25 protein-coding genes are annotated in these 22,658 nt (G+C 43.9%); 8 read left to right on the plus strand and 17 right to left on the minus strand.

Annotated features, from left to right (window positions below):
* The first annotated feature begins 43 nt into the window (after positions 1 to 43).
* Positions 44 to 604 (plus strand): GNAT family N-acetyltransferase, encoded by a 561-nt coding sequence (locus tag ACSVDE_RS16495; protein ID WP_439302066.1) that lies wholly within the window; start codon positions 44 to 46, stop codon positions 602 to 604.
* A gap of 246 nt (positions 605 to 850) precedes the next feature.
* Positions 851 to 1,009 (plus strand): YfhD family protein, encoded by a 159-nt coding sequence (locus ACSVDE_RS16500; RefSeq protein ID WP_439302067.1) that lies wholly within the window; start codon positions 851 to 853, stop codon positions 1,007 to 1,009.
* 253 nt (positions 1,010 to 1,262) lie between these two features.
* Here ACSVDE_RS16500 and rlmD read toward each other — a convergent pair whose 3' ends face one another.
* From rlmD to ACSVDE_RS16520, 4 genes are all read right to left on the minus strand, one after another.
* Positions 1,263 to 2,642: a 23S rRNA (uracil(1939)-C(5))-methyltransferase RlmD gene (rlmD, locus tag ACSVDE_RS16505; protein ID WP_439302068.1), complete on the minus strand. Its 1,380-nt coding sequence runs from the start codon at positions 2,640 to 2,642 to the stop codon at positions 1,263 to 1,265.
* Positions 2,643 to 2,722: 80 nt separating this feature from the next.
* Positions 2,723 to 3,526: a delta-lactam-biosynthetic de-N-acetylase gene (pdaA, locus tag ACSVDE_RS16510; RefSeq protein ID WP_439302258.1), complete on the minus strand. Its 804-nt coding sequence runs from the start codon at positions 3,524 to 3,526 to the stop codon at positions 2,723 to 2,725.
* Between the two features lie 275 nt (positions 3,527 to 3,801).
* A complete protein-coding gene (locus ACSVDE_RS16515) occupies positions 3,802 to 5,352 on the minus strand; it encodes a fumarate hydratase (protein ID WP_439302069.1) in 1,551 nt (516 codons plus the stop codon).
* A gap of 151 nt (positions 5,353 to 5,503) precedes the next feature.
* Positions 5,504 to 5,692: an SE1561 family protein gene (locus tag ACSVDE_RS16520; RefSeq protein ID WP_226551664.1), complete on the minus strand. Its 189-nt coding sequence runs from the start codon at positions 5,690 to 5,692 to the stop codon at positions 5,504 to 5,506.
* A gap of 390 nt (positions 5,693 to 6,082) precedes the next feature.
* On the opposite strand from ACSVDE_RS16520, the gene ACSVDE_RS16525 reads away from it, so the two are divergent.
* A complete protein-coding gene (locus ACSVDE_RS16525; protein WP_439302070.1) occupies positions 6,083 to 6,424 on the plus strand; it encodes a winged helix-turn-helix transcriptional regulator in 342 nt (113 codons plus the stop codon).
* 94 nt (positions 6,425 to 6,518) lie between these two features.
* Here the strand turns inward: ACSVDE_RS16525 and ACSVDE_RS16530 are convergent, their stop codons facing one another.
* The 5 genes from ACSVDE_RS16530 to ACSVDE_RS16550 form a co-directional block, all read right to left on the minus strand.
* Positions 6,519 to 7,319 (minus strand): YfkD family protein, encoded by an 801-nt coding sequence (locus ACSVDE_RS16530; protein ID WP_439302071.1) that lies wholly within the window; start codon positions 7,317 to 7,319, stop codon positions 6,519 to 6,521.
* Positions 7,320 to 7,502: 183 nt separating this feature from the next.
* Complete coding sequence (locus tag ACSVDE_RS16535; RefSeq protein ID WP_439302072.1) at positions 7,503 to 8,105, minus strand: abortive infection system antitoxin AbiGi family protein; 603 nt, start codon at positions 8,103 to 8,105, stop codon at positions 7,503 to 7,505.
* Positions 8,106 to 8,162: 57 nt separating this feature from the next.
* Positions 8,163 to 9,518 (minus strand): MATE family efflux transporter, encoded by a 1,356-nt coding sequence (locus ACSVDE_RS16540; RefSeq protein WP_439302073.1) that lies wholly within the window; start codon positions 9,516 to 9,518, stop codon positions 8,163 to 8,165.
* Positions 9,519 to 9,561: 43 nt separating this feature from the next.
* Positions 9,562 to 10,173, minus strand: a complete 612-nt coding sequence (locus ACSVDE_RS16545; protein ID WP_439302074.1) for a YitT family protein — start codon at positions 10,171 to 10,173, stop codon at positions 9,562 to 9,564.
* Positions 10,158 to 10,544 carry an OsmC family protein gene (locus ACSVDE_RS16550; protein WP_439302075.1) on the minus strand — a complete coding sequence of 129 codons (387 nt, stop codon included), beginning with the start codon at positions 10,542 to 10,544 and terminating at the stop codon, positions 10,158 to 10,160. The genes ACSVDE_RS16545 and ACSVDE_RS16550 overlap by 16 nt, the downstream gene beginning before the upstream one ends.
* A gap of 136 nt (positions 10,545 to 10,680) precedes the next feature.
* Here ACSVDE_RS16550 and ACSVDE_RS16555 point away from each other — a divergent pair, with 136 nt between their 5' ends.
* From ACSVDE_RS16555 to ACSVDE_RS16565, 3 genes are all read left to right on the plus strand, one after another.
* Positions 10,681 to 11,847 (plus strand): MFS transporter, encoded by a 1,167-nt coding sequence (locus ACSVDE_RS16555; RefSeq protein ID WP_439302076.1) that lies wholly within the window; start codon positions 10,681 to 10,683, stop codon positions 11,845 to 11,847.
* Between the two features lie 16 nt (positions 11,848 to 11,863).
* The gene (locus ACSVDE_RS16560) at positions 11,864 to 12,625 is read left to right on the plus strand and encodes an alpha/beta hydrolase (RefSeq protein WP_439302077.1); all 762 of its coding nucleotides are present in this window, start codon (positions 11,864 to 11,866) and stop codon (positions 12,623 to 12,625) included.
* Between the two features lie 127 nt (positions 12,626 to 12,752).
* Positions 12,753 to 13,193: a redoxin domain-containing protein gene (locus tag ACSVDE_RS16565; RefSeq protein ID WP_439302078.1), complete on the plus strand. Its 441-nt coding sequence runs from the start codon at positions 12,753 to 12,755 to the stop codon at positions 13,191 to 13,193.
* A gap of 52 nt (positions 13,194 to 13,245) precedes the next feature.
* Here the strand turns inward: ACSVDE_RS16565 and ACSVDE_RS16570 are convergent, their stop codons facing one another.
* From ACSVDE_RS16570 to ACSVDE_RS16585, 4 genes are all read right to left on the minus strand, one after another.
* A complete protein-coding gene (locus ACSVDE_RS16570; protein WP_439302079.1) occupies positions 13,246 to 13,728 on the minus strand; it encodes a VanZ family protein in 483 nt (160 codons plus the stop codon).
* A gap of 473 nt (positions 13,729 to 14,201) precedes the next feature.
* Positions 14,202 to 15,845: an acetolactate synthase large subunit gene (locus ACSVDE_RS16575; protein WP_439302080.1), complete on the minus strand. Its 1,644-nt coding sequence runs from the start codon at positions 15,843 to 15,845 to the stop codon at positions 14,202 to 14,204.
* A gap of 317 nt (positions 15,846 to 16,162) precedes the next feature.
* A complete protein-coding gene (locus ACSVDE_RS16580) occupies positions 16,163 to 16,996 on the minus strand; it encodes a YihY/virulence factor BrkB family protein (protein ID WP_439302081.1) in 834 nt (277 codons plus the stop codon).
* Positions 16,997 to 17,034: 38 nt separating this feature from the next.
* Positions 17,035 to 17,502, minus strand: a complete 468-nt coding sequence (locus ACSVDE_RS16585) for a YtxH domain-containing protein (RefSeq protein WP_439302082.1) — start codon at positions 17,500 to 17,502, stop codon at positions 17,035 to 17,037.
* 160 nt (positions 17,503 to 17,662) lie between these two features.
* Here ACSVDE_RS16585 and ACSVDE_RS16590 point away from each other — a divergent pair, with 160 nt between their 5' ends.
* Entirely contained in the window at positions 17,663 to 17,920 is a 258-nt protein-coding gene (locus ACSVDE_RS16590) for a GlsB/YeaQ/YmgE family stress response membrane protein (RefSeq protein WP_439302083.1), read from the plus strand.
* Positions 17,921 to 17,959: 39 nt separating this feature from the next.
* Here ACSVDE_RS16590 and ACSVDE_RS16595 read toward each other — a convergent pair whose 3' ends face one another.
* Positions 17,960 to 18,421 (minus strand): low molecular weight protein-tyrosine-phosphatase, encoded by a 462-nt coding sequence (locus ACSVDE_RS16595; RefSeq protein ID WP_439302084.1) that lies wholly within the window; start codon positions 18,419 to 18,421, stop codon positions 17,960 to 17,962.
* A 146-nt stretch (positions 18,422 to 18,567) separates the two neighbouring features.
* On the opposite strand from ACSVDE_RS16595, the gene ACSVDE_RS16600 reads away from it, so the two are divergent.
* Positions 18,568 to 19,929, plus strand: coding sequence for an alanine/glycine:cation symporter family protein (locus tag ACSVDE_RS16600; RefSeq protein WP_439302085.1), 1,362 nt, complete (start codon positions 18,568 to 18,570; stop codon positions 19,927 to 19,929).
* A 72-nt stretch (positions 19,930 to 20,001) separates the two neighbouring features.
* On the opposite strand, the gene ACSVDE_RS16605 is transcribed toward ACSVDE_RS16600, so the two are convergent.
* The 3 genes from ACSVDE_RS16605 to ACSVDE_RS16615 all read right to left on the minus strand — a co-directional run bounded on the left by ACSVDE_RS16605 (position 20,002) and on the right by ACSVDE_RS16615 (position 22,658).
* Positions 20,002 to 20,403 (minus strand): secondary thiamine-phosphate synthase enzyme YjbQ, encoded by a 402-nt coding sequence (locus ACSVDE_RS16605; RefSeq protein ID WP_439302086.1) that lies wholly within the window; start codon positions 20,401 to 20,403, stop codon positions 20,002 to 20,004.
* Between the two features lie 2 nt (positions 20,404 to 20,405).
* A complete protein-coding gene (gene rsgA / locus ACSVDE_RS16610) occupies positions 20,406 to 21,452 on the minus strand; it encodes a ribosome small subunit-dependent GTPase A (RefSeq protein ID WP_439302087.1) in 1,047 nt (348 codons plus the stop codon).
* A 288-nt stretch (positions 21,453 to 21,740) separates the two neighbouring features.
* On the minus strand, positions 21,741 to 22,658 hold the full coding sequence (locus tag ACSVDE_RS16615) for a type II secretion system F family protein (protein WP_439302088.1): 918 nt from the start codon (positions 22,656 to 22,658) through the stop codon (positions 21,741 to 21,743).

The following is a 22,658-nucleotide window of genomic DNA, read 5'->3' on the forward strand; positions in this document are numbered from 1 at the left end:
GAGGGTAGGAAATCGCTCTACCCTCTTTGGGAGGATGTATATCATGCTAAAGAAACGTGATCTTTCAGATTGTCATGTTCTTTATGAATTAATGGTGGATCCAGCGGTCTTTCCTTTTGTGCGTCATAAAGCAGGTTCAGTGGAAGAGTTCATCTTCTTGACGAAGCAAACGATGGAAGCAGAAGAAAACGGAGAGCTGATCTCCAGAACGATCTTAGACGAGTGGGGCAACCCGATCGGTACTATCAACCTTTTCGATATTGAAGATGGCTGCGGCTTTCTCGGTACTTGGATCGGCAAGCCATTCCACGGCAAAGGCTATAATCAGCCTGCGAAGGAAGCGTTCTTCAATGAACTGTTTTTCGAAAAGGAAATTCAAACGATTTTCATGCGCATTCGTAAAACGAATGTACGCTCTGAGCGCGCAGCATTGAAAATTCCGTATATTTCTTTGGCGAACGAAACGCGCCCGGATATTTATCAACAATTGAATGCAACAGAAGACATTTATAACCTCTTCCAAATTGAGCGTGACAGCTATTACATGCACACAATCCGCGAAATGTCACACACGCCAGCAGAAGAAGTTATCCGAGAAGCTTAAAGATAAAGGTTCTGACTCCGTCGAGTTCAGGCCTTTTTTGTTTTGTCTTTTAGGACTTATCCACTGCTTCCACCCACTTTTATGACTTTATCCAATAATTCTGACTTATTCACATGTGGATGAATGATTTTTACGGCCACTTTTTCACATGATTACCCTTTCTTTCCTCTTATAGTTCCAAGCAGATTGCACATCATAATAAACGAGAGGTCATCCTCTCACTTATCGTCTAAGGAGGGTTCACTCATGGGAAAAGACAATCGTTCGCGCAAACAAGCAAAGAACAAACAAAACATGGCCCCTTCTGATGGCCGTGACGTCGAATTTTCCCAAGAGCTTGCCGACTCTGAGGATCTGCAAGCGCAGGAAAGAGCACGAGCAGCTGATCGTCGCGCACGACGTTAGTAACCTCTGTAAGACTGAACAAGGAGACTTGTCCCTTCCCCGGCAAGTCTCCTTTACATATGTTTGTGGATAAATGTTGATATGTGTATAAGTTATCCACGAGGTTGTGGGTAATGTGGATAAAACCTTGGATAACTTGTGTTTACAATTCCTTAACAAATTAACATTGTGGATAAGCTTGGGGATGAGTGTGCCAGGTACCGTCAAGCAACCCTTGTCAGAGCAGCATTCTTTGACGGTACCTGGCACCACCCTACTTTCTTACTAACGTCGCGACAACTTCCACGTGTGATGTGTGTGGAAACATATCCACAGGCTGGAGTCGCTCCACTTTGAATCCGTGTTTGGATAGATAAGCGATATCCTTCGCCAATGTGGATGGATTACAGGAAACGTACACCATCCGCTTTGGTTGGATGTCCTTAACGGTTTTCAGGAATGTCATGTCACATCCTGTTCGAGGAGGATCAACGACCACCACATCTGGCTTCCATCCTTCCTTCAACCATTTAGGCAATAAGTGTTCGGCTTTTCCTGTCCAATAATGCGCATTTTTGATATTGTGTTGGACTGCGTTCTCTTTTGCGTCAACGATTGAATCCTCAATCACGTCCATACCACGGACTTCTCCCGCTTTTTTCGCGAGCCATAACCCGATCGTACCGACACCGCAATAAGCGTCGACAACTTTTTCTTCTCCCGTAAGCTTGGCGGCACGTCGAACCTCATTGTACAGTTTCACCGTCTGAACCGGATTCAGCTGGAAAAAGGCACGTGCGCTCAGTTCGAAGGAGAGGTCACCGAGCGTTTCCTGAATTGTGTGCTCGCCTTCGAGGTGAATCGTTTCTTCTCCGAAAATAACCGACGTCTTCTTCCCATTCACGTTTTGTAAAATGGAAGTCACTTCAGGCAGTCGTTTTTTGATTTCCGCTAAAAGGAGATCTTTTTTCGGAATCTCACGCTTTGTAGTGATCAACACAAGCTGAACTTTTTCCGTTTCGAAACTGACGCGTGTAACGATCGTACGAATGATGCCTGACCGTTTACGTTCGTTGTAAATCGGTATGCTTAAGTCTTCCAATATGCCCTTCACGGTGTTGGTGATGTTGGTCGTCTGTGGATGTTGGACCATGCAGTTTGTAAGATCAATCAGCTTGTGTGAGCCGATGCCATACAAACCTGCGATGACGCTTGCCCCTTTTTTCGCCACCTGGAACTGACTCTTGTTTCTGTAATACCACGGATCTTCCATCCCGATCGTATCCTTCAACGGAAGATGATGAGCGTTGTATTCGGTGTAACGGTCGAAAGCTTGTCGCACGATGTCTTTCTTTTCACGCAGTTGTGCCTCATACCGTAAATGCTGCAACTGACAGCCCCCGCATTGATCGTATATTGGACATGGTGGTTTTACCCGATCCTCCGATTTCTTCTGAATGGAAACCGTTTCTGCTTCAATCCGGTTCGGTAAGGGCTTAGTCACCTTGGCGATGACGACCTCGCCTGGTAGCGCTCCCGTCACGAATGTCACTTTTTTATTGTAAAAACCGATGCCTTCCCCATTGATGCCAAGCCTTTTAATGGTCAACTTGATTGTATCACCTGGCTTGAGCTGTGGTTCTTTTGTTTTCATGATTACACTCCGTCCTTTTTAAGTCAGGATTCATTATATCACGCTTCAAATAGAAAAAGACAACCTGTATGGCTGTCCTTTTATTGACTCACTTTAGATAAAGGGTTGGGAATTCTTTCGTTTGCTATGAGATCGTCCAGGCTCTTGAACGTGTAGCCCTGTTTTCGCAGGTCGTCAATCACTCTTCCTAAAGCATCTGCATTGTCTTTGGAGACCGAATGCAGGAGCAAAATACAACCCGGATGGATTTGTCTCATGATGTTGTTGTACGCGTAATCCGCTCCCCGCTGTTTATCTGTAAACCAATCGACATAAGCGAGTGACCAGAAGACATTGGTGTAGCCCTCTTTTTCAGAAAGCGCTAAGGTTCTTTCGCTGAACACCCCTCTTGGAGGTCTGAGGTACATCATGTCTTGCCTACCCGTCAACTCTTCGTATTTGTTTTTTACTTTGGACAGTTCTTGTTTTAAGCGGGATTCACTGACAGTTGTAAGATCGGGATGATGCCAGGAGTGATTTCCGACGATATGGCCTTCTTTAACCATCCGTTTGACGAGATCTGCCTGATCATTCAAGTAGTGTCCAGTCACAAAAAAAGCAGCAGGTACCTTTTTATCCTTCAGAACATCCAACACCTGTTTCGTATAACCATTTTCATATCCGTTGTCGAACGTGAGATACAAGTTCTTCTCACTGGTATCCCCGATAAAATAACCATTGTATTGTTTAAGAAGCTCGATATATTCAGCTTCAGTTGTTGCAGGCTGATGATCCTTCCCCCGTTTGAAAGACCAATTGTGTTTTTCATTGGAGTAAGCGTGACCGACCATCGGCACCGATAACACAAAGCTGAAAACAAGCAGATAAATTAAGGTTTTTCTCAACACATTGAATCGACTCCTTCACTTGACCTTAGTATTAGTTTGAAACCTAAGATTTTAACCATACAAGGAATCGATTACCAGTCATTCAGCGAACCACCAGTACCAGGTACCGTTTTGGAACCGTTGATACGACTGAATTTCTTAAGTGTACCTGGCACCGTGTGAAACCTCAACTGCGCAAAGGGGTCTTAATCGGTGCCAGGTACACAAAGAACTCTCAATCAAAAAAACCGGGGAAATTCCCCGGTTTTCTCATCATTCTTATTAATTCTTATTTACTTGAATACTGGATCTTTGAATTGCGCGAGTTTCTCAAGTGATGACTTCTCAACGTCGTGGTGAAGACTGTTTCCGTGGGAGTCCATTGTCACGACTGCCGTGAATCCTTCCACTTGCAGATGCCACATCGCTTCCGGAATACCAAACTCAAGCAAGTCCACGCCATCGACTTTCTTGATACACTCCGCATAGTATTGTGCCGCTCCACCGATTGCGTTCAGGTAAACGCCGCCGTGTTCTTCCAACGCTTTCAACGTTTTCGGTCCCATACCGCCTTTTCCTATTACAGCGCGGATTCCGAACTTTTTCATAATGTCGCCTTGATAAGGCTCCTCACGTATACTCGTCGTTGGTCCTGCTGCTTTTACATGGTATTCGCCATTTGCATCTTTCATCATGACCGGTCCACAGTGATAGATGATTTGACCGTTCAGATCGATCGGTGCATCATTGCTCGTCAAATGCTTATGGATCGCATCTCGACCTGTATGCATCACACCGTTGATTTTCACAACATCACCGACACGGAGCTCACGGATCTGTTCTTCTGTAATCGGTGCTTCCAATACGACTTCACGGACTTCATCCTTCACTTCTTCATCAAGAGAAGCAGCTGCTTTTTCCATCTCTTTTTTGAAGTCGATCTTCTCGCCTTCCTGGTATAACCACTCTGTAATTTCACCCGTATTTGGATCCATTTTGATACCGAGACGGCGATATGCCCAACAGTTGTACGCAACCGACACGAAGAAACTTGCAGGAATACGGTTCATGACGCCGACTTTACAACCGAGAAGCGTCGCCTCTCCACCGAAGCCCATCGTTCCGATTCCGAGCTTGTTCGCATTCTCCATCACATACTCTTCTAGCTTACGGAGGTCTTCATTCGAATTGGTGTCTTCCAATGTGCGGAACAGCTGCTCTTTTGCAAGTTCGTAACCAGAAGTACGGTCGCCACCGATTCCAACTCCGATGACACCTGCACTACATCCTTGTCCCTGTGCTTGGTAGACGGAGTGCATGATACATTTACGGATGCCATCCAGATCACGTCCTGCACGGCCCAAACCTTCCAGTTCAGTCGGCAGACTGTATTGGATGTTCTTGTTCTCACATCCGCCACCCTTCAAAATCAGGCGCGCATCAATATAATCCTCTTCCCATTGCTCGAACTTGATGACCGGTGTTCCTGGTCCAAGGTTATCACCACTGTTCGCTCCAGTTATGGAGTCAACCGAATTCGGTCTAAGCTTTGTATTGTCTGTTGCTTCCTTGATTGCTTCGATGATTGCATCTTTGATCTTCAACTGATTGACACCGATTGGCGTTTTGATTTTAAAAGTCGGTAAACCTGTATCCTGACAGATCGGAGATACATTTTCATCCGCTTTTAAAATATTTTCACTGATCGTATCCAGAGACATTGCGGCTCTTGTGCCTGCATTCTCTTGAGCTTTCGCTTTCGCAATTGCTCGACGGACGTCCTTTGGTAAGTTGGTTGATGTTTCAACGATGAGTTGATACATACTTTCTTTCAGCTTTTCCATTCCCCGATGACCCCTTTATTCGTAAGATTTCACATGATGCTTTCCCTCATCACGTGGTCATATATGTCCAAATTTCTTGTGTAAGCGTAATCAAAACTACATATCTTAAGTTCAGTATAACAAAATCCAGCATTTCATTCGTCAGATTTGTTTACTCGTTCCAATCGTGACGGAATTGCTTGCATTTCAATTCAAGTTCATCCAGCATCGCGATGATTCGATCGATTTCCTCAACGCCAGCTGTTTCTGGATCGATGTTGTCCAACACTTTCAACAACATATCGATACGGTTCTGAATGTAATGCATCTGTGTTGACTTATCATTGATGGAATTACCCATAAAAGCAGTCCCCTTTCTGATTTACGTTAATATCATAACAGATTTTTGCGATCTCATCATTTCTGTGTCTTACAAGGGCCGCAAGAGCTCCTCTTACGGAGTGCAAACTCGTCATTTCTCCGTTTTCAGGGTGCGCAAGAACCTCTTACGGGGTGCGATCTCGCCATTTCTCCGTTTTCGGGGTGCGTAAGAGTCTCTTACGGGGTGCGATCTCGTCATTTCTCCGTTTTCGGGGTGCGCAAGAGCCTCTTACAGGGTGCGATCTAGCCATTTCTCCGTTTCCGGGGTGCGCAAGAGACCCAATCATCTGTATCGCTTTACAAAAGTAAGTTTAAACTTTACACTAAATGTAAGGATTCAATCTCAGAGAAAGATTTGAGGTGAGGATTGATGAAGAACTTTGAAAACATGTGCCCGAAATATGAAGCTGCTATTGAAATCATTGGAAAAAAGTGGACAGGTCTGATCATACGTGTACTGATGTCCGGCCCGAAGCGATTTAAAGATATAAAAAAGCAAATTCCTGATATGAGTGATCGCATGCTTACAGAACGCATGAAAGAGCTTGAATCGGTAGGGATTGTCAAACGTGATGTCTATCCGGAAACGCCGGTACGTATCGAGTACACGTTGACCGACAAAGGTAACTCATTGAAAGAAGTCATCGGTGAGATTCAACGCTGGAGTGACGATTGGATCGATCTTGAACAACAGAATGAACAATCCATGTAACGAGGTGTACCAACTATTGGTGCACCTTTTTATATGATGCAAAAACAAAGAGCTGACTCAATTTGGATCGTCAGCCCTTTCGTAATACTCGAAGTTAGTTCGTCATGTTGAAACGGAAGGTGATGTAATCCTGGACCGGAATCCAAGCACCGATTCCTTGGTGCGTCACGTTTTTCACTTCGATACTTTTCTTGTTCCCTTTCAGGTTGATGTACACCTCACCGTAGGTCACTCTTCCTTTTTCATTGACTGCCGGTACATATCCAGACAGATAACCGACTTTCTTCGGCGGTATATTGTACACATTCTCTTTTTTCGTACCTCTGCCAATCACTGTCGTGAACGATAGCGGTAACTGCGTCTTTTCGGAAGCTTTGATCATCATCATCTTCTGGACGTCATCACTGCTCTCCACTTTCGCAGTCAATCCTCCAGACACTTTCTGTTCGTTTTCTTGTACGAAGCGCAATTGCTGTATAGCTGTTCCACCACGGTTGTTCAGCTGATTCACATTCACTTTGTGGTACTCCCAGTTCACATTCGTTTCAGCCGATTCGTAGTTTAACGGCCATTGACCTAAGTAAATGCTAGCCCGGTAACCGATCGCCGTTTTCGTTGGTGAAATGTGTGATTCATTAAAGAGTCGGATAAGTTCCGGATTTTCGATCTTGATCTTAGTCGTTGAAAACATTTCACGCGTCAACTCGCTCGGTTGTAGATCCGGAAGATCTTGCGTGGCATTCGGATACGTGTTCTCTTTCGAAATCGACACCGTCGAATTCGGAATAGAAACTCTTTCGGATTGTTTTGCTTTCTCTGCTTTTTCTGCTGAAAATGCTTGATCAGGCCATAACAAGAGCCCGAAACAGGCAATCATAATACCCAACTTTCTCATCGGACATGCTCCTTTCATATCTTTATTTTTTTCTAGAAGAGATAAAATCTACATGCCAAATTTTTCATAATGTCAAACAAGCGATTGAATGAAAATCACTTTCCTATAACAGCGCACTCTAGAGCCCTTTAAACAAATGTTTGATTGATAAAATAAAAACTTTGTCGATGCTGATTCAAGGTTTCACGCTTCTTCAATCAAGCGCCACGATAGAACCGAAATGTCTTCAGGAAACCGATGGTCCGTCAAGAAATCATGGACGTGCTTTACAGATTCGTCCGGTACGACAATGGCTGCGACTTCTTCCTTTTTAAAATGAAAGTCACCTACCTTTCGCCACTCTCTTTCCCTGTAAAAGGTATGACCTTCATCAGGATGGAAGTCGGTCAGCTTGATGTAATCCAACAAAGGATGCACGTCACTCAGCAACTCCCCTTGTAGCGAATGTTTGTCAGAGACATAACAGATCGGCAAAAAGATGTCATGGATCGCTTCAGCCTTAAAACCGATAGCAGCCTTCCCATAAAAAACCGCATGCTCGACGAGGTCCTTGAACGGAATGTCTGTCGTGCTGCAAAACGGATTCGTCTTGTAATCTCCGACCTTTTCTTCACTCGTAGCTTCCAGCACTTGCGAATTTAATATCGCTAAAAGAATCTCTACCGATTCTTCAACAGACTTAGGCTTACTCTTTTTCAACAATTCATCCGGACTTAATACACCTGGTGTCGACCCTTTCGGAGAACCGGTGAAATGCCAGTAGATTCTAGAATAATACCGCTGCATAAAAAAACACCCTTCTGCTCGTCTTCCTAACAGAAAGGGTGTACATCTCCGTTCCAATTATGTGCGTTGGTCCGCTTCCTCTTTAAAAATTTCAATCTCACGCCAATTGCCGAACTTATAATAGGCGTACGCGATGATACTGCTGATGATGAAACTGGTTCCTATACCGAAAGCAATCCCTTCTTCACCTAACCATCTGGAGAAGAAATAGGTCAACGGAACACGAAGCACCCAGAATGAGATGAGATTCAGGATGAGTACTTGAACCATCGCCCCTGCCGCCCTGACAATCCCGTTCAGGACGAAATTGATTCCGAGGAAAGGATAGAAGAACGCGACACTTTTCAAATAGGTCGCACCGAATTCTATGGTCTCTTGATCCTGCACAAACAGTCGAATCAAGCTATCCGCGCTTAAATAAGCGATCGTACTGATCGTAAAGGAAACACCAAGAATCAGATAAATTCCGTTCCGCGATATCGCATCCACCCTGTCCCATGAACGAATTCCAATGTTCTGCCCAGCCATACTGTTTACGGCCGATCCTAATGTAAAGGCAGGAAGCATGATGATGCTATCAATCCGCTGCGCAGCTCCAAACCCGGCGACCACGTCGGTGCCGAAATGAGCAACGATACCCATAATCGCTGCTATACCACCGGAAATCGCCATCATCTGCAATCCAGCTGGTACACCGAGCTTGAACAAAGTGACGAAATAAAAGCGAGGCGGAATATACGGAGTCACAAAAGGAACCCCAGCTTTCCAAACCGAGTAGAAGATGCCATACACAAACGCGAATCCTTGCGACACGATCGTTGCATAAGCTGCCCCGACAATCCCCATATCGAACACGCTGATGAATAATGGATCAAGGATCGTGTTCAGTACGACTGCAATGAACACGAATCGAATCGGCGTCTTACTGTCGCCAAGTGCCCTTAACACTGTTCCAATGAAGTTGTAACCGAACAAGAACAAGATTCCGAGGAAATTGACTTGCAAATACGACTTCGCTAAAGGAAAGATATCATCCGGAGTTCCGAGTAATTCCAACAACCAACCGGCTAATACGAAACCGACGAGCCCTAGACTGACAGCTAGAATACCAAGAACGAAGACGAAGGCATTCAACGATTCTTTTAACCCTTGTTCATCGTCTGCCCCTTTTTTCTGGGAAAGGACGGTAAGAGAGGCACTGTTTACACCGATAATGAACGATAATATTGTAAAAATGAGCGTCGCCGAGATGGATATCGCCCCAAGCGAAGCCGACCCTAATAGATTTCCGACCCAGACGCTATCGATAAACTGAAAAGAAGTTTGCAGGATATTCGTCAGAAAGATCGGGACGGAAAAAACGATCATCTGCTTCGGTACCGATCCTTTTGTAAAATCCATCTGCTGTGCCATGCTACTTACCTCCTTTCGCGTTTATTAAAGAAAAGCACCCCAGTTACATTTGGAGTGCCTTACGAAGTTTCACGAATGTGAGCTGTCCGTTATAAACGAAATCCAACACTTTTGTTCCAAGCCATTGTGTGACGATTGCGAACAGGAAAATCCACCAACCGACCACGAACGCTGTGACGACGAAAATCACTGAGTTGATCCAGAACATCATTCGGCCTGGTGACTGTGAGAACCACTTAGCGAACATTTGGGCGAGTATCGCCATACCGCCTGATGAAGCGCCATTACGGAATAAAATACCGACACCAATCCCGAATAGACAAGCACCAAAAACAAGATCCACCCACGGGACCGAGATCGGAGCCGGTAACACCAGACCAATTACGTCGACAGTGAGCGATGTCACCGTTACTGCAAAAATTGTTTTCACAGCTGAGCCGGTGCCTAAAAATTTCACAGCTGCAAACAACAAAGGAACGTTAACGAGCCATAGTGACCAACCGTGTGGAATATTCCAGAAATACTCATTAATGACCGCGATGCCTGCAGCACCACCCGAAGGGATATGATGCGGAAACAAAAACAGCCCCATGCCGAGACCTTGAATGAGTGCGCCGATCGCTAATGCACAAAAAGTCTTTAAAGTTTGACCCATTCGGCTTTTTCCACTACTTCTATGCTGTTTTGGACCGATTGAACCATCGAACAATTTTTACGCGTCAGATGCATCGCCTTTTCAATCTTCCCTTCATCCCACTTCTCAGTTTGAATATGGAATGTGAGCTCGATTTTCTCGACGCGATTCGCTTCTTCTTCATTCCGTACAATTTCAGCTTTTACCGTTATATCTTCGAAAGGGTAGCGCATCTTTTCAAGTACCTTTCTCAATACGCCCCCGCTACAGACAGCGACAGATGAGACTAATAGTTGATAAGGTCTGAATCCATATTGTTCATTCCCTGAAATATCGAGGCTTCCATATTCGAACTCTGTCGTGAAGCCTCCCTCGGTCATTTTAAATTCCAAATCTAACACTCCTCAGAAGAGATCATATGATTGTCTCTGTTATAATGGATGAAGATTTTCGACATAGATCACAATAGTTAGTATTGCGATATCAGATATAGTAAAATGTATCAACTTATGAAAGGAAGTACAAGTTATGCGCTCCGTCCGTTACCGTTTCAACGTCCTGATTGCCGTCGTATTCGTATCAGGGTTTGCACAAGGAATGCTTCTACCTCTCTTGGCGATTTTACTTGAGCAGGCTGGAGTGTCTTCAAGCATCAATGGACTCAGTGCTTCTGCCTTTTATATCGGGATCTTAGTCATCTCCCCTTTCATTGAAAAACCATTACATAAGTACGGATACAAACGGTTGATCGTCACGGGCATCGCCTTAACCGGAGTCTCTTTGCTCATTTTCCCGTTATGGCAAGCGATTTGGTTCTGGTTCATCCTTCGATTGATCATCGGAATCGGGGATCATATTTTTCATTTCGCCACTCAAGTTTGGCTCACATCTATGAGTGTAAAAGGAAAACGTGGACGTAACATCTCTATATATGGGGTATCCTTCGGACTAGGGTTTGGAGTCGGGCCTGTGATGACGAAATTGATTGATATTCATCCCGCTTTGCCATTCGTGGTTGCGACTGTGTTGTGCGGGATTGCGTTGCTCTTACTCATTCGAATCGATCATGCATACCCTGAAAACATTACGACTGCCGATTTTCAAGGAACTTGGCAACGTTACGGTAAAGTTTTCAAAATGTCATGGCCAGGATTGCTCGGGACGTTCGGTTACGGATTTATTGAAACGACCGTTCACAGTAACTTCCCTGTCTATGCAGTCCGGCAAGGTTTAGGAGTGGATGCGGTCTCCATACTGCTCCCTGCTTTTGCTGTAGGTACTCTTATTTTCCAGGTACCATTAGGGTTATTGAGTGACCGTCTGGGGAGGAAACCTATATTGGTCACTTCTCTATTTATTGGAGGAGTCAGTTTCATTCTGATGACCCTGAATTCCTCACTCATCTATTTGACGGTCATGTTCCTGATTGCAGGACTCTTTTTGGGTTCGCTCTTTTCCATGGGGATTACATTCATGGCGGATCTTCTTCCGAAAGAATTGCTTCCGGCAGGCAATATTTTGGCGGGTATCTGTTTCAGCCTCGGCAGTATTTTCGGACCACTGATTGGAGGAGCAGCCATTCAAGTGCTGGAAGAAGGAAGCATCTTTTTTACGATCGGTGGAATGATGCTTGTCCTGTTCCTCACCGTTTCATTCTTCAACCCACGTAAACACCATGAAACAGTGACGGGATAAAGGAGGGGGATCAATTATGTTATCTGTTAGACGAGAAAAAGTTGAAGAAATTCCTTACGTTCACTATCAACTCGAAAATAGACAAGACCAAAATCCTGTTATGATTGTACTCTATCACGGATGGGGTTCCAGCGTTCAGAACATCCGATTTTTAGCCTCTACCCTAGCACGATGGGGCTATCAAGTCATTACACCTGAAATCATCTATCATGATTCAAGGAATGGTTTGGAGCATCCTTTTCAAAAAGAGATCCAAGAACGGTTTTTCTGGGAATCGATCATTCGAAGTGTGGAGGATATCGAGGTTCTTACTAATCATTTATATGAGACATACTCTGAGGAACTTGTTTTATTCGGCAGTTCCATGGGAGGAATGATGACCTCAGGAGCTTTTGTAAAAGACTCCAAGATTAAAGGATTCATCAATATGAACGGGTCCTTTGATTGGATGGCATGCGAGGAGTACTTCCAGAATGTTGGTTTTGAACCATCAACTTTTTTGGAAGAGATTCGATCACTAAATCCTGCTAACTCGTTAGAAAGATTGAATAATCGACCTCTTCTGATGATGAACGGTTCGAAGGATCACGTTATTCCTTCTGACATACAGCATCGCTTTTATAAGACTGCTCTTCCTTACTATACGGATCAAAATAAAATCACTTTCTCACGTTATGAAGGTGTCCAGCACACAACTACGTTAAACATGGTTGAGGAAGCGATCCTCTGGTTGGAGACGCATTTTTCTCCCGTTTCAAAACCTCCTTTCAACGTTTAACGTTTCAAAGGCAAAGGTATACTATATTCGAGACAGAATAATTGACGTAGGGTCTTATAACTTTTAAAATCACCATTAGATAATAATTATTTTAAATAATTCAGTTGATAAAGGAGTCGATCTTGACATGAGATTACGTACAGAAATGCCTGAATTTGAAGGTGCGACAGAATGGTTGAACGGTGAAGTTTCAAAAAGTGATTTGGTCGGAGACAAGCCGACACTCGTTCACTTCTGGTCTGTAAGTTGCCAGCTATGTAAAGATGCTATGCCGAACATCAACCAATTCCGTGATGATTATAAAGACGAATTGAATGTCATTGCTGTACACATGCCTCGTTCTGAAAAAGACTTGGATCTTGATCAAGTGAAAGAAGTGGCTGAAGAACACGGCATCTCACAACCGATTTTCGTCGATAACAAGCATAAGTTGACGGATGCTTATGAGAATCAATATGTACCGGCTTACTATGTATTTGATGCAGAAGGAAAGCTTCGCCATTTCCAAGCTGGTGGAGACGGAATGAAGATGTTGACGAAGCGTGTGAATCGCGTACTCGGCAAATAATGATGAGAATTGTAAAAGACGGAATCCACTCGGGATTCCGTCTTTTTTATGGTCACTTTTTATATTTGAAGTTTCGCTCATACAATCGGTAAAAGAAGGCAAGGATCTTGAAGATGATTAATCCGACCAGCCCTCCCAGGCCATTCAATAAGATGTCATCAATGTCGAAGATCCGGTTCGCATAATTGAATTGCAGCAGCTCAATTAAAGTACTCATACCGAACGAAATGATAAACATTCGTCTGAACGGAGCGAGCTTTCTTGAAATGAGCGGCAGAAGAAAGCCAAGTGGCATGAACAATAGAATGTTTCCGATGACGTTTTTGAAAATCAACCAGTAGTCTCCGCTTCTCCACATCAACCGGATACTGTCAAACAGCACCAGGTTGAATGACTTTCCGTAAACATAATAATTGAAAGTGAACAAAGTAAAATAGATAAGCACAGCAAAATAAGCAAGGAATAGGATGGTTCCGATCCATTTCCACTTTAAGCGTATGCTGTTGCGATGTTGTGGTGCATTCTGTACTTCCATACCGCTGTGCTCCTTTACATAAATGAAGATGGTACCAGGTACGATTTGAGAACCGTTGCTACGCCTGCATCTTGTGATGGTGCCTGGCACCATTACCGAGTTTCAGTGTACCACATGTTAAGGACTTGCTGTACTAGTGTATGATTTCCAGGTCCTGTTTCATGACGGTCCGACATTATAGAAGTAAAAATTGCTTCGAGGAAATGATAAACCGAAATCAGAAATTATAAACCAAAAATCGAGTTTTATAATCCAATTTCAGAAATTATAAGCCAAAATCGAGAATTATAAGCCAAATTCTAAAATTACAATCCAAAATCGGAAATGATAGCTCCGTTTCGGCTTTTTCCAATAAGAGTCCCTTCACTTCCTTCTTCTAAATCACATAGAAAAAAGAGGCATCCCTCTAAATGAGAGAGACACCCCTTTCCATATATATTCGGAAATCCCCTACTTTTGGCGTCCGTCGAATATCATCCGTTGCCGCAGATGATATTTCCGAGTCGTTCGGTCATCCGGATGTTCTCTTTATAATCAATCGGACAATCCACAATGACCGGTTTCTCCATCTTCAACGCTTCCTCCATGATCGGCTTGAATTCTTCTGCTCTCAACACTTTCAGACCTTCTGCGCCAAAGGCTTTCGCTAATTGGACAAGATCCGGGTTTTCAAACGTAATGTTTGCACTTCTGTCGAATTCGTTCATCTGCTTCCATTCAATCAAGCCGTACCGGTTATCGGTCCAAACAACAACGACGATCGGTAAATTCAAACGTACCATCGTTTCAAGCTCTTGAACGGTCATCATGAAGCCTCCGTCACCGGCCACAGCGACAACCTTACGATCCGGCATGGCAAGCTTCGCACCAATCGCTCCTGGCAACGCAATTCCCATGGACGCGAACCCATTGGATATAAGGCACGTATTCGGTTTTACACAATGGAAGTAACGGGCCAGCCACATCTTATGTGCCCCGACATCTGACAAGAGAATATCGTCATCATCCAGCACTTCCCTCAAGTCTGCAACGACCTTTTGTGGTTTCATCGGATAAGACAAGTCCTCGTCGTCTTTACGCAAGTCCTCTAGTAACTTCGAGCGTAATTCTTTAAAATCTGGATTCAATTCTTCTCGCTGTTCCACTTTTTCCGTCAACAAACTCAGGTTGACGCCAATATCCCCGACAAGGCTTGCTTTCATCGGATAGTGGGCATCCACTTCCGTCTCTTGGGTATCGATATGGATGATGGGCTTATCCCCGTTCGGATTCCAAGCAGATGGCGGATATTCCACATAGTCATATCCAACTGTGATGATCAGATCCGCTTTATCGATGCCACATGCTACATGATCTTTATCCTGCAGTCCTGTTGTTTGCAGATTGAGCGGATGCTCCCAGCTGATTGCTCCTTTTCCCATAAAGGTACTTGTAAAAGGCGCATTGATTTTTTCTACGAAGGTCTGCAACGCTTCAGAAGCATGCATGCGCGTAACACCGTTCCCGACCAACACGACCGGTTGCTTCGCCTTATTAATCAATTCAGCAGCTTCTTCCAGAGATGGATCGACTGCTCGGGACAACCGTTCATTAGGCATCGCTTCTAACGGTTTCCCTTCTACTTCAAGTGCGGCGATATCTTCTGGCAGCTCAATATGAACCGCTCCAGGCTTTTCACTCGTCGACAACTGGAACGCTTTACGGACCACTTCCGGCACAATGTCCTTATCCCGAATGGACGTGTTCCATTTTGTTACTGGCTTGAACAAGGAAATGAGATCATAATATTGATGCGATTGCTTATGCTGCCGCTCAAGACCTGCTTGTCCCGTGATTGCGATCAGTGGAGCTTGGTCCATGTTCGCATCAGCCACGCCTGTGACCAGATTCGTCGCTCCAGGTCCTAACGTGGCAAGGCAGACCCCGGGCTTTCCGGTCAGTTTCCCGTATTGTCCAGCCATGAAAGCTGCACCTGTCTCATGTCTCGTTGTAATGAATTCGATATCCGATTCTTTCAGAGCATCAAGAAAATCGATGTTCTCTTCACCAGGTACACCGAAAATGTACTCGACACCCTCGTTTTCAAGACATTTTACCAATAATTCAGATACACGCACGTACATCCCTCCATTTTCATTCCGTTACGATTAGTAGGACTAATATAGTAATACCTTTTCACCATAGGTGCTCAAACGTCGATATGTATAATCAGCCCTTCATAATGAAATGCCACCCGGTTCGGATGGCATATTTGATTAATGAAATTGGTTTTTCTTGTTGGCAGAACTACTCGTCTTATGCTTGCTGTCACTCGTATGCTTTTTATGGTTCTTTACATTATGGTTCTTTTTATTGTTACTCATTGTATAAGCCCCTTTTTTCAGAAGAGTACGTTTAGTTTCTTCTTTACCCTCAGGACTTATGCGGTGTAATGTCAGGTCTTAGTGGTACCTTCTTCTAGGCTTTTGAAAGTCGCGTTCACTTCTCCGCCAATGATCAGCATCAGACCTGACACATAGAACCACAGCATCAGAACGATGACACCACCAAGACTTCCGTAGGTCGCACTATAATCATTCATATTATTTACGTAAAAAGAGAAGGCCAATGATACAAGCTGCCACCCGATTGTCGCTACGACGGCACCTACCCAAACATTCCGCAAGATCAGTTTCTTATTAGGGGCGACCATATAGATGATGGTAATGACAATAGCGATGATGACTGTACTGAGCACCCAACGCAGGATACCCCAGGTTTCTTCAGCATTCGGAATACCGATATAAAAGAACAGATTTCCAATCAGCTCACCGAAGACAGGCAGCGCCATGGCAACGAAGATAATCAAAAGCATTCCTAATGTAAGTAAAATGGCGACCGCTCTCGCAACGATGAAGTTTCGGCTTTCGTCTACATCATAGGCTTTGTTCAATGCCCGGATGACCGCATTCATTCCATTCGATGCTGTCCACAGAGTACCGATGATACCAAGGGACAGGATCGCTCCACCCTGACTCCCGATGACATCCGTATTTTCTTGGATGACATTCATGATCTCCTGAGGCGCATAGCGATCCAGCATAGTATACAATTGACTTTCATCGATGATAGCCGTCACAATCGTAATCGCCACTATTAGAAATGGAAAAAGTGACAGGAGGAAATAATAAGCCAATTGGGCTGATAAGTCTGTCACTTCATCTTCTTTAATTCGTTCAATTAATTCCTTCCAGAAGATTTTCTTAGAAGGTTGTTTAAGTCTCCCCACAGTCACTTTCACCTCTCTCAAGTTTCCTTAAAGATCGCTTACTTATGGTCGTTTTCCTTATAATCCACGTCCGTAATTTCTCTTCCCGCTTCTTTCAGTTTACTGGAGACATCCTTCAGTTCTCCACCTACTTCACGGACACTTGAGTACGTTTCAAGGGAGTTCTCTTTCACTTCTTCAATCTTACCTACGACTTCTTTCACTTCTCGTGATAATTCATTCAATGCTTTGGACGTTGTTTCCATTGTATGCTTGACTGTATTCATGATGACTGCCGGTTCTTCTCGCACTGTCCGATAAAGGGAAGTCGTTTGGTCCTTCAACTTGACGGATCGCTCTTGGACATTTTTGCGTGTATTTTTGTCGATCAAGGCAGCCAGACCGCCTACTACCGCTCCAATCAAGATCCCTTTCCAGAGGAAATTCCCCTCTTTCCGTCTGTGGTCGTCAATATGTGTAGGAGTACGTTGTGCTTGTCTTTCTGGTGTGTGTACAGCTTGCGTCATTTATGATCTCTCCTTTTTCATCTTGTAATAATATTTAATTTCCCCCGTTCTTTGAAAACCCAAACATTTACGATGAATTGTTTATGAATCATTTCCGACGGGTATCACAAAACTAAAATTATTTCCAACAAACATTTTTCAATAAAAGGAGGAATTTATTATGGGATTGATTTGGGCATTAATCATTGGAGGTATCATCGGTTGGTTAGCCGGCCTGATTGTCGGCAGAGACGTGCCAGGTGGAATTATCGGTAATATCATAGCGGGTATCATTGGTGCATGGCTCGGTACCGCTCTCTTAGGTTCCTGGGGACCATCATTAGGTGGCTTTGCTCTTGTCCCAGCCTTGATCGGAGCGATCCTGGTCATCCTGATCATCAGCTTCATCATGAAAAACATGCGAAAAACACGACACTAAGGACGAAAAACCCGATCTCGCTTCTAGCGGATCGGGTTTTTATTGTTTTAACAAGTATCCCAGGAAAGCTTTGCACCCTTTATAGATCAGGTCATAAACACTTTCGATATTGCCTGTCTCGTAAGGATCAGGGATGTCATCTTCCTCCCTAGTCTCCGCTAAGTCCAACAACCTTAATATTTCACCCGTTTCCTCCATACCAGCCATCTGGTGCAAGGTCCCCAATATTTCCGCATCCATCGCTACAAGATAATCGAAGGCTTGCAGATCTTCCTCTGTAACCTGCCGAACAGGTTGACACTTTACTTGGCAGCCCTTCTCCTCCAACAGCTCAACGATTTCATCATCTGGTGATTCACCGATATGCCAATGACCTGTCGCCGCAACTTCGACAAGAAATTCCTCTTGAGAATCTTGTTTTTTAAGCATGCTCTCAAATAGAGATGCAGCCATCGGTGTGCGAGAAATCCCACCTCTCCCTACAAACAATACTTTTTTCATCGAAACCTCTCCCTTCGCTTCATTTTATCATGAACAAAACTTGAGTCATTCTCCTGTTTTTTTTACAAATTTCAACTAAAAGAAAAAGGCATGTTTCAAAATATGGAGAATATTTAAATAGAGATAATATATAGATTGGAGGAATAATGATGCAAGCTTTCGAAGAGTGGTTGGGCACGATCAGTGGTTGGGTCTGGGGACCTTGGTTGCTCATCTTATTGGTTGGTACGGGTATCTTTCTGACGATCCGACTCGGGTTTTTACAGTTTTCATTACTTCCTTATTCTTTAAAATTAGCCTTTACTAAAAAACAGGATAAAAAATCGGAAGGGGACATTTCCCACTTCCAAGCGTTGATGACCGCGCTAGCTGCCACAATCGGTACAGGTAATATCGCAGGTGTTGCAACGGCCGTCTTCATCGGGGGGCCAGGAGCCGTTCTATGGATGTGGCTCAGTGCTTTATTCGGAATGGCGACGAAATATGCCGAAGCCATTCTCGCGGTAAAATATCGCGTCAAGAACAAAAACGGCGAGATGTCTGGTGGACCGATGTACTACCTGGATAAAGGTCTGAACGCCAAGTGGCTCGGTGTAATGTTCGCTTTCTTTGGTGCTTTCGCAGCCTTCGGTATCGGTAATATGGTTCAGTCCAATTCGGTTGCAGATGCTGTTGAGACGACCTTTGCCATTCCTGGGTGGGTAACAGGACTCGTATTGATGGTCTTGACAGGTCTCGTCATTCTTGGCGGTATCAAGAGCATCGGCCGTGTGACAGCCTACCTTGTTCCATTCATGGCGCTCTTCTATGTTGTCGGTGGATTAGTCATCCTCATTATGAACTTCAATCTTGTGCCGGATGCAATTGGATTGATCTTTAGTGATGCATTTACTGGGGAAGCGGTAGCTGGAGGTGCGTTAGGTGCCGTCATCCGTTGGGGTGTTGCACGTGGTGTATTCTCGAACGAAGCTGGTCTCGGTTCGGCACCGATTGCCGCTGCTGCAGCAAAAACCGACTTTCCAGCACGTCAAGCACTCGTATCCATGACACAAGTATTCATCGATACGATCATCGTCTGTTCCATCACTGGAATAACCCTTGTCATGGGTGATATGTATAAGGGTGACCTGAATGGTGCAGCCCTGACGACGGAAACGTTCAGAAGCTTCTTAGGAGAACCAGGTGCGTTGATCGTCACAATCGGTATCATCCTATTCGCATACTCGACGGTTCTAGGATGGTCTTATTATGGTGAAAAATGTTTCTCTTACCTCTTCGGCGACAATTCCGTCAAGTACTATCGCATCCTGTTCGTATTGGCGGTCTTTATCGGTACGACGGTATCCCTCAACGTCGTCTGGACGCTCGCCGATATCTTCAATGGTCTGATGGCGGTACCGAACTTGATCGGACTTCTCGGACTTTCCGGAGTCGTTGTCGCAGAAACGAAACGATTCCTCGAAGCGAAGAAACAAGAACAACAAAAAGACAAATCATTATCCGTTTAATATGGAAAAAGGTGACCTTCAGGGCTCTTATGAGCATCCTGAAAGGTCACCTTTTTTATTGGGTAATATCATTTATCCTTCCATCACTTTTACATAATAATTGCGTGTACGCGGTCCATCGAATTCACAGAAATAGATTCCTTGCCATGTACCAAGGATCAACTCGCCATGTTCGATGATGACAACTTGTGAACTTCCGACAGTACTCGCCTTTAAGTGCGAGGCTGAATTGCCTTCAGCGTGTTTGTATTTCACGTGGTTCCATGGATAGATTTCATCCAACCTCATGAGCATATCATGCTTTACATCTGGATCTGCATTTTCATTGATTGTGATGCCTGCGGTGGTATGCGCACAGTACACATAAGCAACCCCGTTCGGCACACCGCTTTTCTTGATCAATTCTTTCACACTCGAGGTAATATCAATCATTTCATCATGGTCATTGGTTTGGATCGATTGTTTGTATAGCATCGTTACCTCCTCATTTTCGCGATCTTCTTCCACTTTTTCTTTTCCTGCAACTGCGCTTTTTGGTCATTTTTGCGCTCAAGATAGGCAAGCTCTCTTTGCAATTTTTTATAAGATGCAAATCGTTCTTCTGTCAGATCTCCGGCTTGAATCGCCCCGTTCACGGCACAACCCGGTTCATCATCATGCTGACAGTCCCGGAATTTACATGTATCCGCAAGAGCTTCAATATCCTGAAAGCTTTCAGACAGTCCATCATTCGTATTCCACAATTGGAGCTCTCTCATACCTGGTGTATCAATCAACAGTCCACCCTGCGGCAGCAAGAACATTTCACGATGCGTGGTCGTGTGCTTTCCTTTGTCATCTCCTTCACGGATTTCCTTCACCTTCTGAATTTCCTCGCCATACAGGCGGTTCACAAGCGTTGATTTTCCCGCTCCAGAAGATCCAAGTAAAGCAACGGTCTTACCTTCCACAAGATAAGGTGTTAATGCTTCAATTCCCTCACCTGTTTCAGAACTGATGACAAGAATCGGGACACCTAAAGCTACTGTTTCTACTTCATTTACCCGCTCAGCTACATTTTCACACAGGTCGGATTTACTGAGTACGATCACTGGATTCGCACCGCTTTCCCACGCCATCAGAAGATACCGTTCAATTCTTCTGACATTCAAATCTTTATTCATCGCATTGACGAGAAAAACCGTATCAATATTTGTCGCAATGATCTGCTCTTCAGTTGTTGTGCCCGCAATTTTACGGGAAAACTTGCTCGTTCGAGGCAGGAGCGTATGAATGGTGGCACGGTCTTCAGAACCGTGTACCTGACACATGACCCAATCGCCGACAGCTGGATAATGTTCACGGTCAAACGCTTCATAATTCATTTTCCCAGAAATCGCACCTATTACTTCACCTTGTTCTGTCAATAAAGTATACATCCCTTTATGTTCTTGTGAGACACGGGCTGGCTCATAACCTTTTTCAATCCATTGTTTTGCTTGTTCATTTCTTTCTTCATTAAAACCAAGTTGTTGTAAATTCAAATTTGTTTCCTCCAATTTTTAAGTAGAAAGTAAAGAGACCACCGGAAAATAAACCGATGGTCTCTCGTGTAATTTTTAAGAAAATAAAAAACCATAGGCTAGACGCACAGCCCATGGTGAAAAATCTACATCAAAAATTAGAGAACTATTTCACGTTCACCTTAAGGGGCTGTGCTTTATATACAATTAATGAATGAAGAGTGCTATTGAATTTGTACATAAAACATACCTCCTTAAAGTGCTTTCGATTTGATACCATTATATGCTAATGAAAATGAATTGTAAATGTTATTTGCTGAATGCCTCTATCATTTGAATTGCAGCTGGTCCTAAAAGTACAATGAACAAACTCGGGAAGATAAATAATACAAGGGGGAACAACATTTTGACTGGAGCTTTCATCGCTGCTTCCTCTGCCCGTTGCTTCCGTTGATCACGTACTTCTTCGGATTGAACACGTAATACATTGACCATTCCTATACCAAGCTTTTCTGCTTGTAATATACTACTGATGAGGATATTGATTTCATCCACTGTCAGTCGTTCTCTGACCCCACGAAGAGCTTCTCTGCGCGTTTTCCCTAACCGAATTTCTTCAAGGCAACGATGGAACTCGTTAGAAAGAACTCCTTCCTTTTTGGAAACAACCTTACTTAAAGCACCATCAAAACCTAGACCAGCTTCAAGACTAACTGTCAACAGATCCAATATATCAGGTAGCTCTCGTAAAGCCGAATGAGATCGTTCTCGTATTTTACTTTTTAAATAGTATGGGGGAAGAATGATGGCAATTACCATAGCGATAATAACGGAAAGAATGATTCCCCCTAATTCAAATTTCGACATTGCCCCCCATCCGCCAGCTAACAAAGGTATAAATAGAACTAAACCTAGTTGTATAAGCCGATATTCGAATGGTGTCATCCCAAAAGGATTACCTGCTTGAAGTAGTTTCAATTCAAGCTTTGCCTGGTTCTCACTTTTCATTTTTCGCTTGAAACCTTTACGGAGATCCTTATAAATCGGTCCTAATAGACGTAAATATAACGGTTTAGATGTTTCATCGTTCTCATCTAGATAAGGAGGATCTTGTTTATTGATAAAAGTCGATAACCTTCTTTTTACAGGCTCTTTTTTTTCGCTACGAAACACGTAAATAGAATAGATAAACAACGTAACTGCAGCAAAGAAACTGATATACAGCAT

This window comes from Pseudalkalibacillus sp. Hm43 (assembly GCF_051842935.1).
Classification (GTDB): domain Bacteria; phylum Bacillota; class Bacilli; order Bacillales; family Fictibacillaceae; genus Pseudalkalibacillus.

What these genes read in the sequence shown, in the direction of transcription:
- ACSVDE_RS16495 (WP_439302066.1), top strand. Translation starts at nt 44, where the DNA reads ATGCTAAAGAAACGTGATCTTTCAGATTGTCATGTTCTTTATGAATTA.
- ACSVDE_RS16500 (WP_439302067.1), top strand. Translation starts at nt 851, where the DNA reads ATGGGAAAAGACAATCGTTCGCGCAAACAAGCAAAGAACAAACAAAAC.
- rlmD (WP_439302068.1), bottom strand. Translation starts at nt 2,642, where the DNA reads ATGAAAACAAAAGAACCACAGCTCAAGCCAGGTGATACAATCAAGTTG.
- ACSVDE_RS16515 (WP_439302069.1), bottom strand. Translation starts at nt 5,352, where the DNA reads ATGGAAAAGCTGAAAGAAAGTATGTATCAACTCATCGTTGAAACATCA.
- ACSVDE_RS16520 (WP_226551664.1), bottom strand. Translation starts at nt 5,692, where the DNA reads ATGGGTAATTCCATCAATGATAAGTCAACACAGATGCATTACATTCAG.
- ACSVDE_RS16525 (WP_439302070.1), top strand. Translation starts at nt 6,083, where the DNA reads ATGAAGAACTTTGAAAACATGTGCCCGAAATATGAAGCTGCTATTGAA.
- ACSVDE_RS16530 (WP_439302071.1), bottom strand. Translation starts at nt 7,319, where the DNA reads ATGAGAAAGTTGGGTATTATGATTGCCTGTTTCGGGCTCTTGTTATGG.
- ACSVDE_RS16535 (WP_439302072.1), bottom strand. Translation starts at nt 8,105, where the DNA reads ATGCAGCGGTATTATTCTAGAATCTACTGGCATTTCACCGGTTCTCCG.
- ACSVDE_RS16540 (WP_439302073.1), bottom strand. Translation starts at nt 9,518, where the DNA reads ATGGCACAGCAGATGGATTTTACAAAAGGATCGGTACCGAAGCAGATG.
- ACSVDE_RS16545 (WP_439302074.1), bottom strand. Translation starts at nt 10,173, where the DNA reads ATGGGTCAAACTTTAAAGACTTTTTGTGCATTAGCGATCGGCGCACTC.
- ACSVDE_RS16555 (WP_439302076.1), top strand. Translation starts at nt 10,681, where the DNA reads ATGCGCTCCGTCCGTTACCGTTTCAACGTCCTGATTGCCGTCGTATTC.
- ACSVDE_RS16560 (WP_439302077.1), top strand. Translation starts at nt 11,864, where the DNA reads ATGTTATCTGTTAGACGAGAAAAAGTTGAAGAAATTCCTTACGTTCAC.
- ACSVDE_RS16565 (WP_439302078.1), top strand. Translation starts at nt 12,753, where the DNA reads ATGAGATTACGTACAGAAATGCCTGAATTTGAAGGTGCGACAGAATGG.
- ACSVDE_RS16570 (WP_439302079.1), bottom strand. Translation starts at nt 13,728, where the DNA reads ATGGAAGTACAGAATGCACCACAACATCGCAACAGCATACGCTTAAAG.
- ACSVDE_RS16585 (WP_439302082.1), bottom strand. Translation starts at nt 17,502, where the DNA reads ATGACGCAAGCTGTACACACACCAGAAAGACAAGCACAACGTACTCCT.
- ACSVDE_RS16590 (WP_439302083.1), top strand. Translation starts at nt 17,663, where the DNA reads ATGGGATTGATTTGGGCATTAATCATTGGAGGTATCATCGGTTGGTTA.
- ACSVDE_RS16595 (WP_439302084.1), bottom strand. Translation starts at nt 18,421, where the DNA reads ATGAAAAAAGTATTGTTTGTAGGGAGAGGTGGGATTTCTCGCACACCG.
- ACSVDE_RS16600 (WP_439302085.1), top strand. Translation starts at nt 18,568, where the DNA reads ATGATGCAAGCTTTCGAAGAGTGGTTGGGCACGATCAGTGGTTGGGTC.
- ACSVDE_RS16605 (WP_439302086.1), bottom strand. Translation starts at nt 20,403, where the DNA reads ATGCTATACAAACAATCGATCCAAACCAATGACCATGATGAAATGATT.
- ACSVDE_RS16615 (WP_439302088.1), bottom strand. Translation starts at nt 22,658, where the DNA reads ATGCTGTATATCAGTTTCTTTGCTGCAGTTACGTTGTTTATCTATTCT.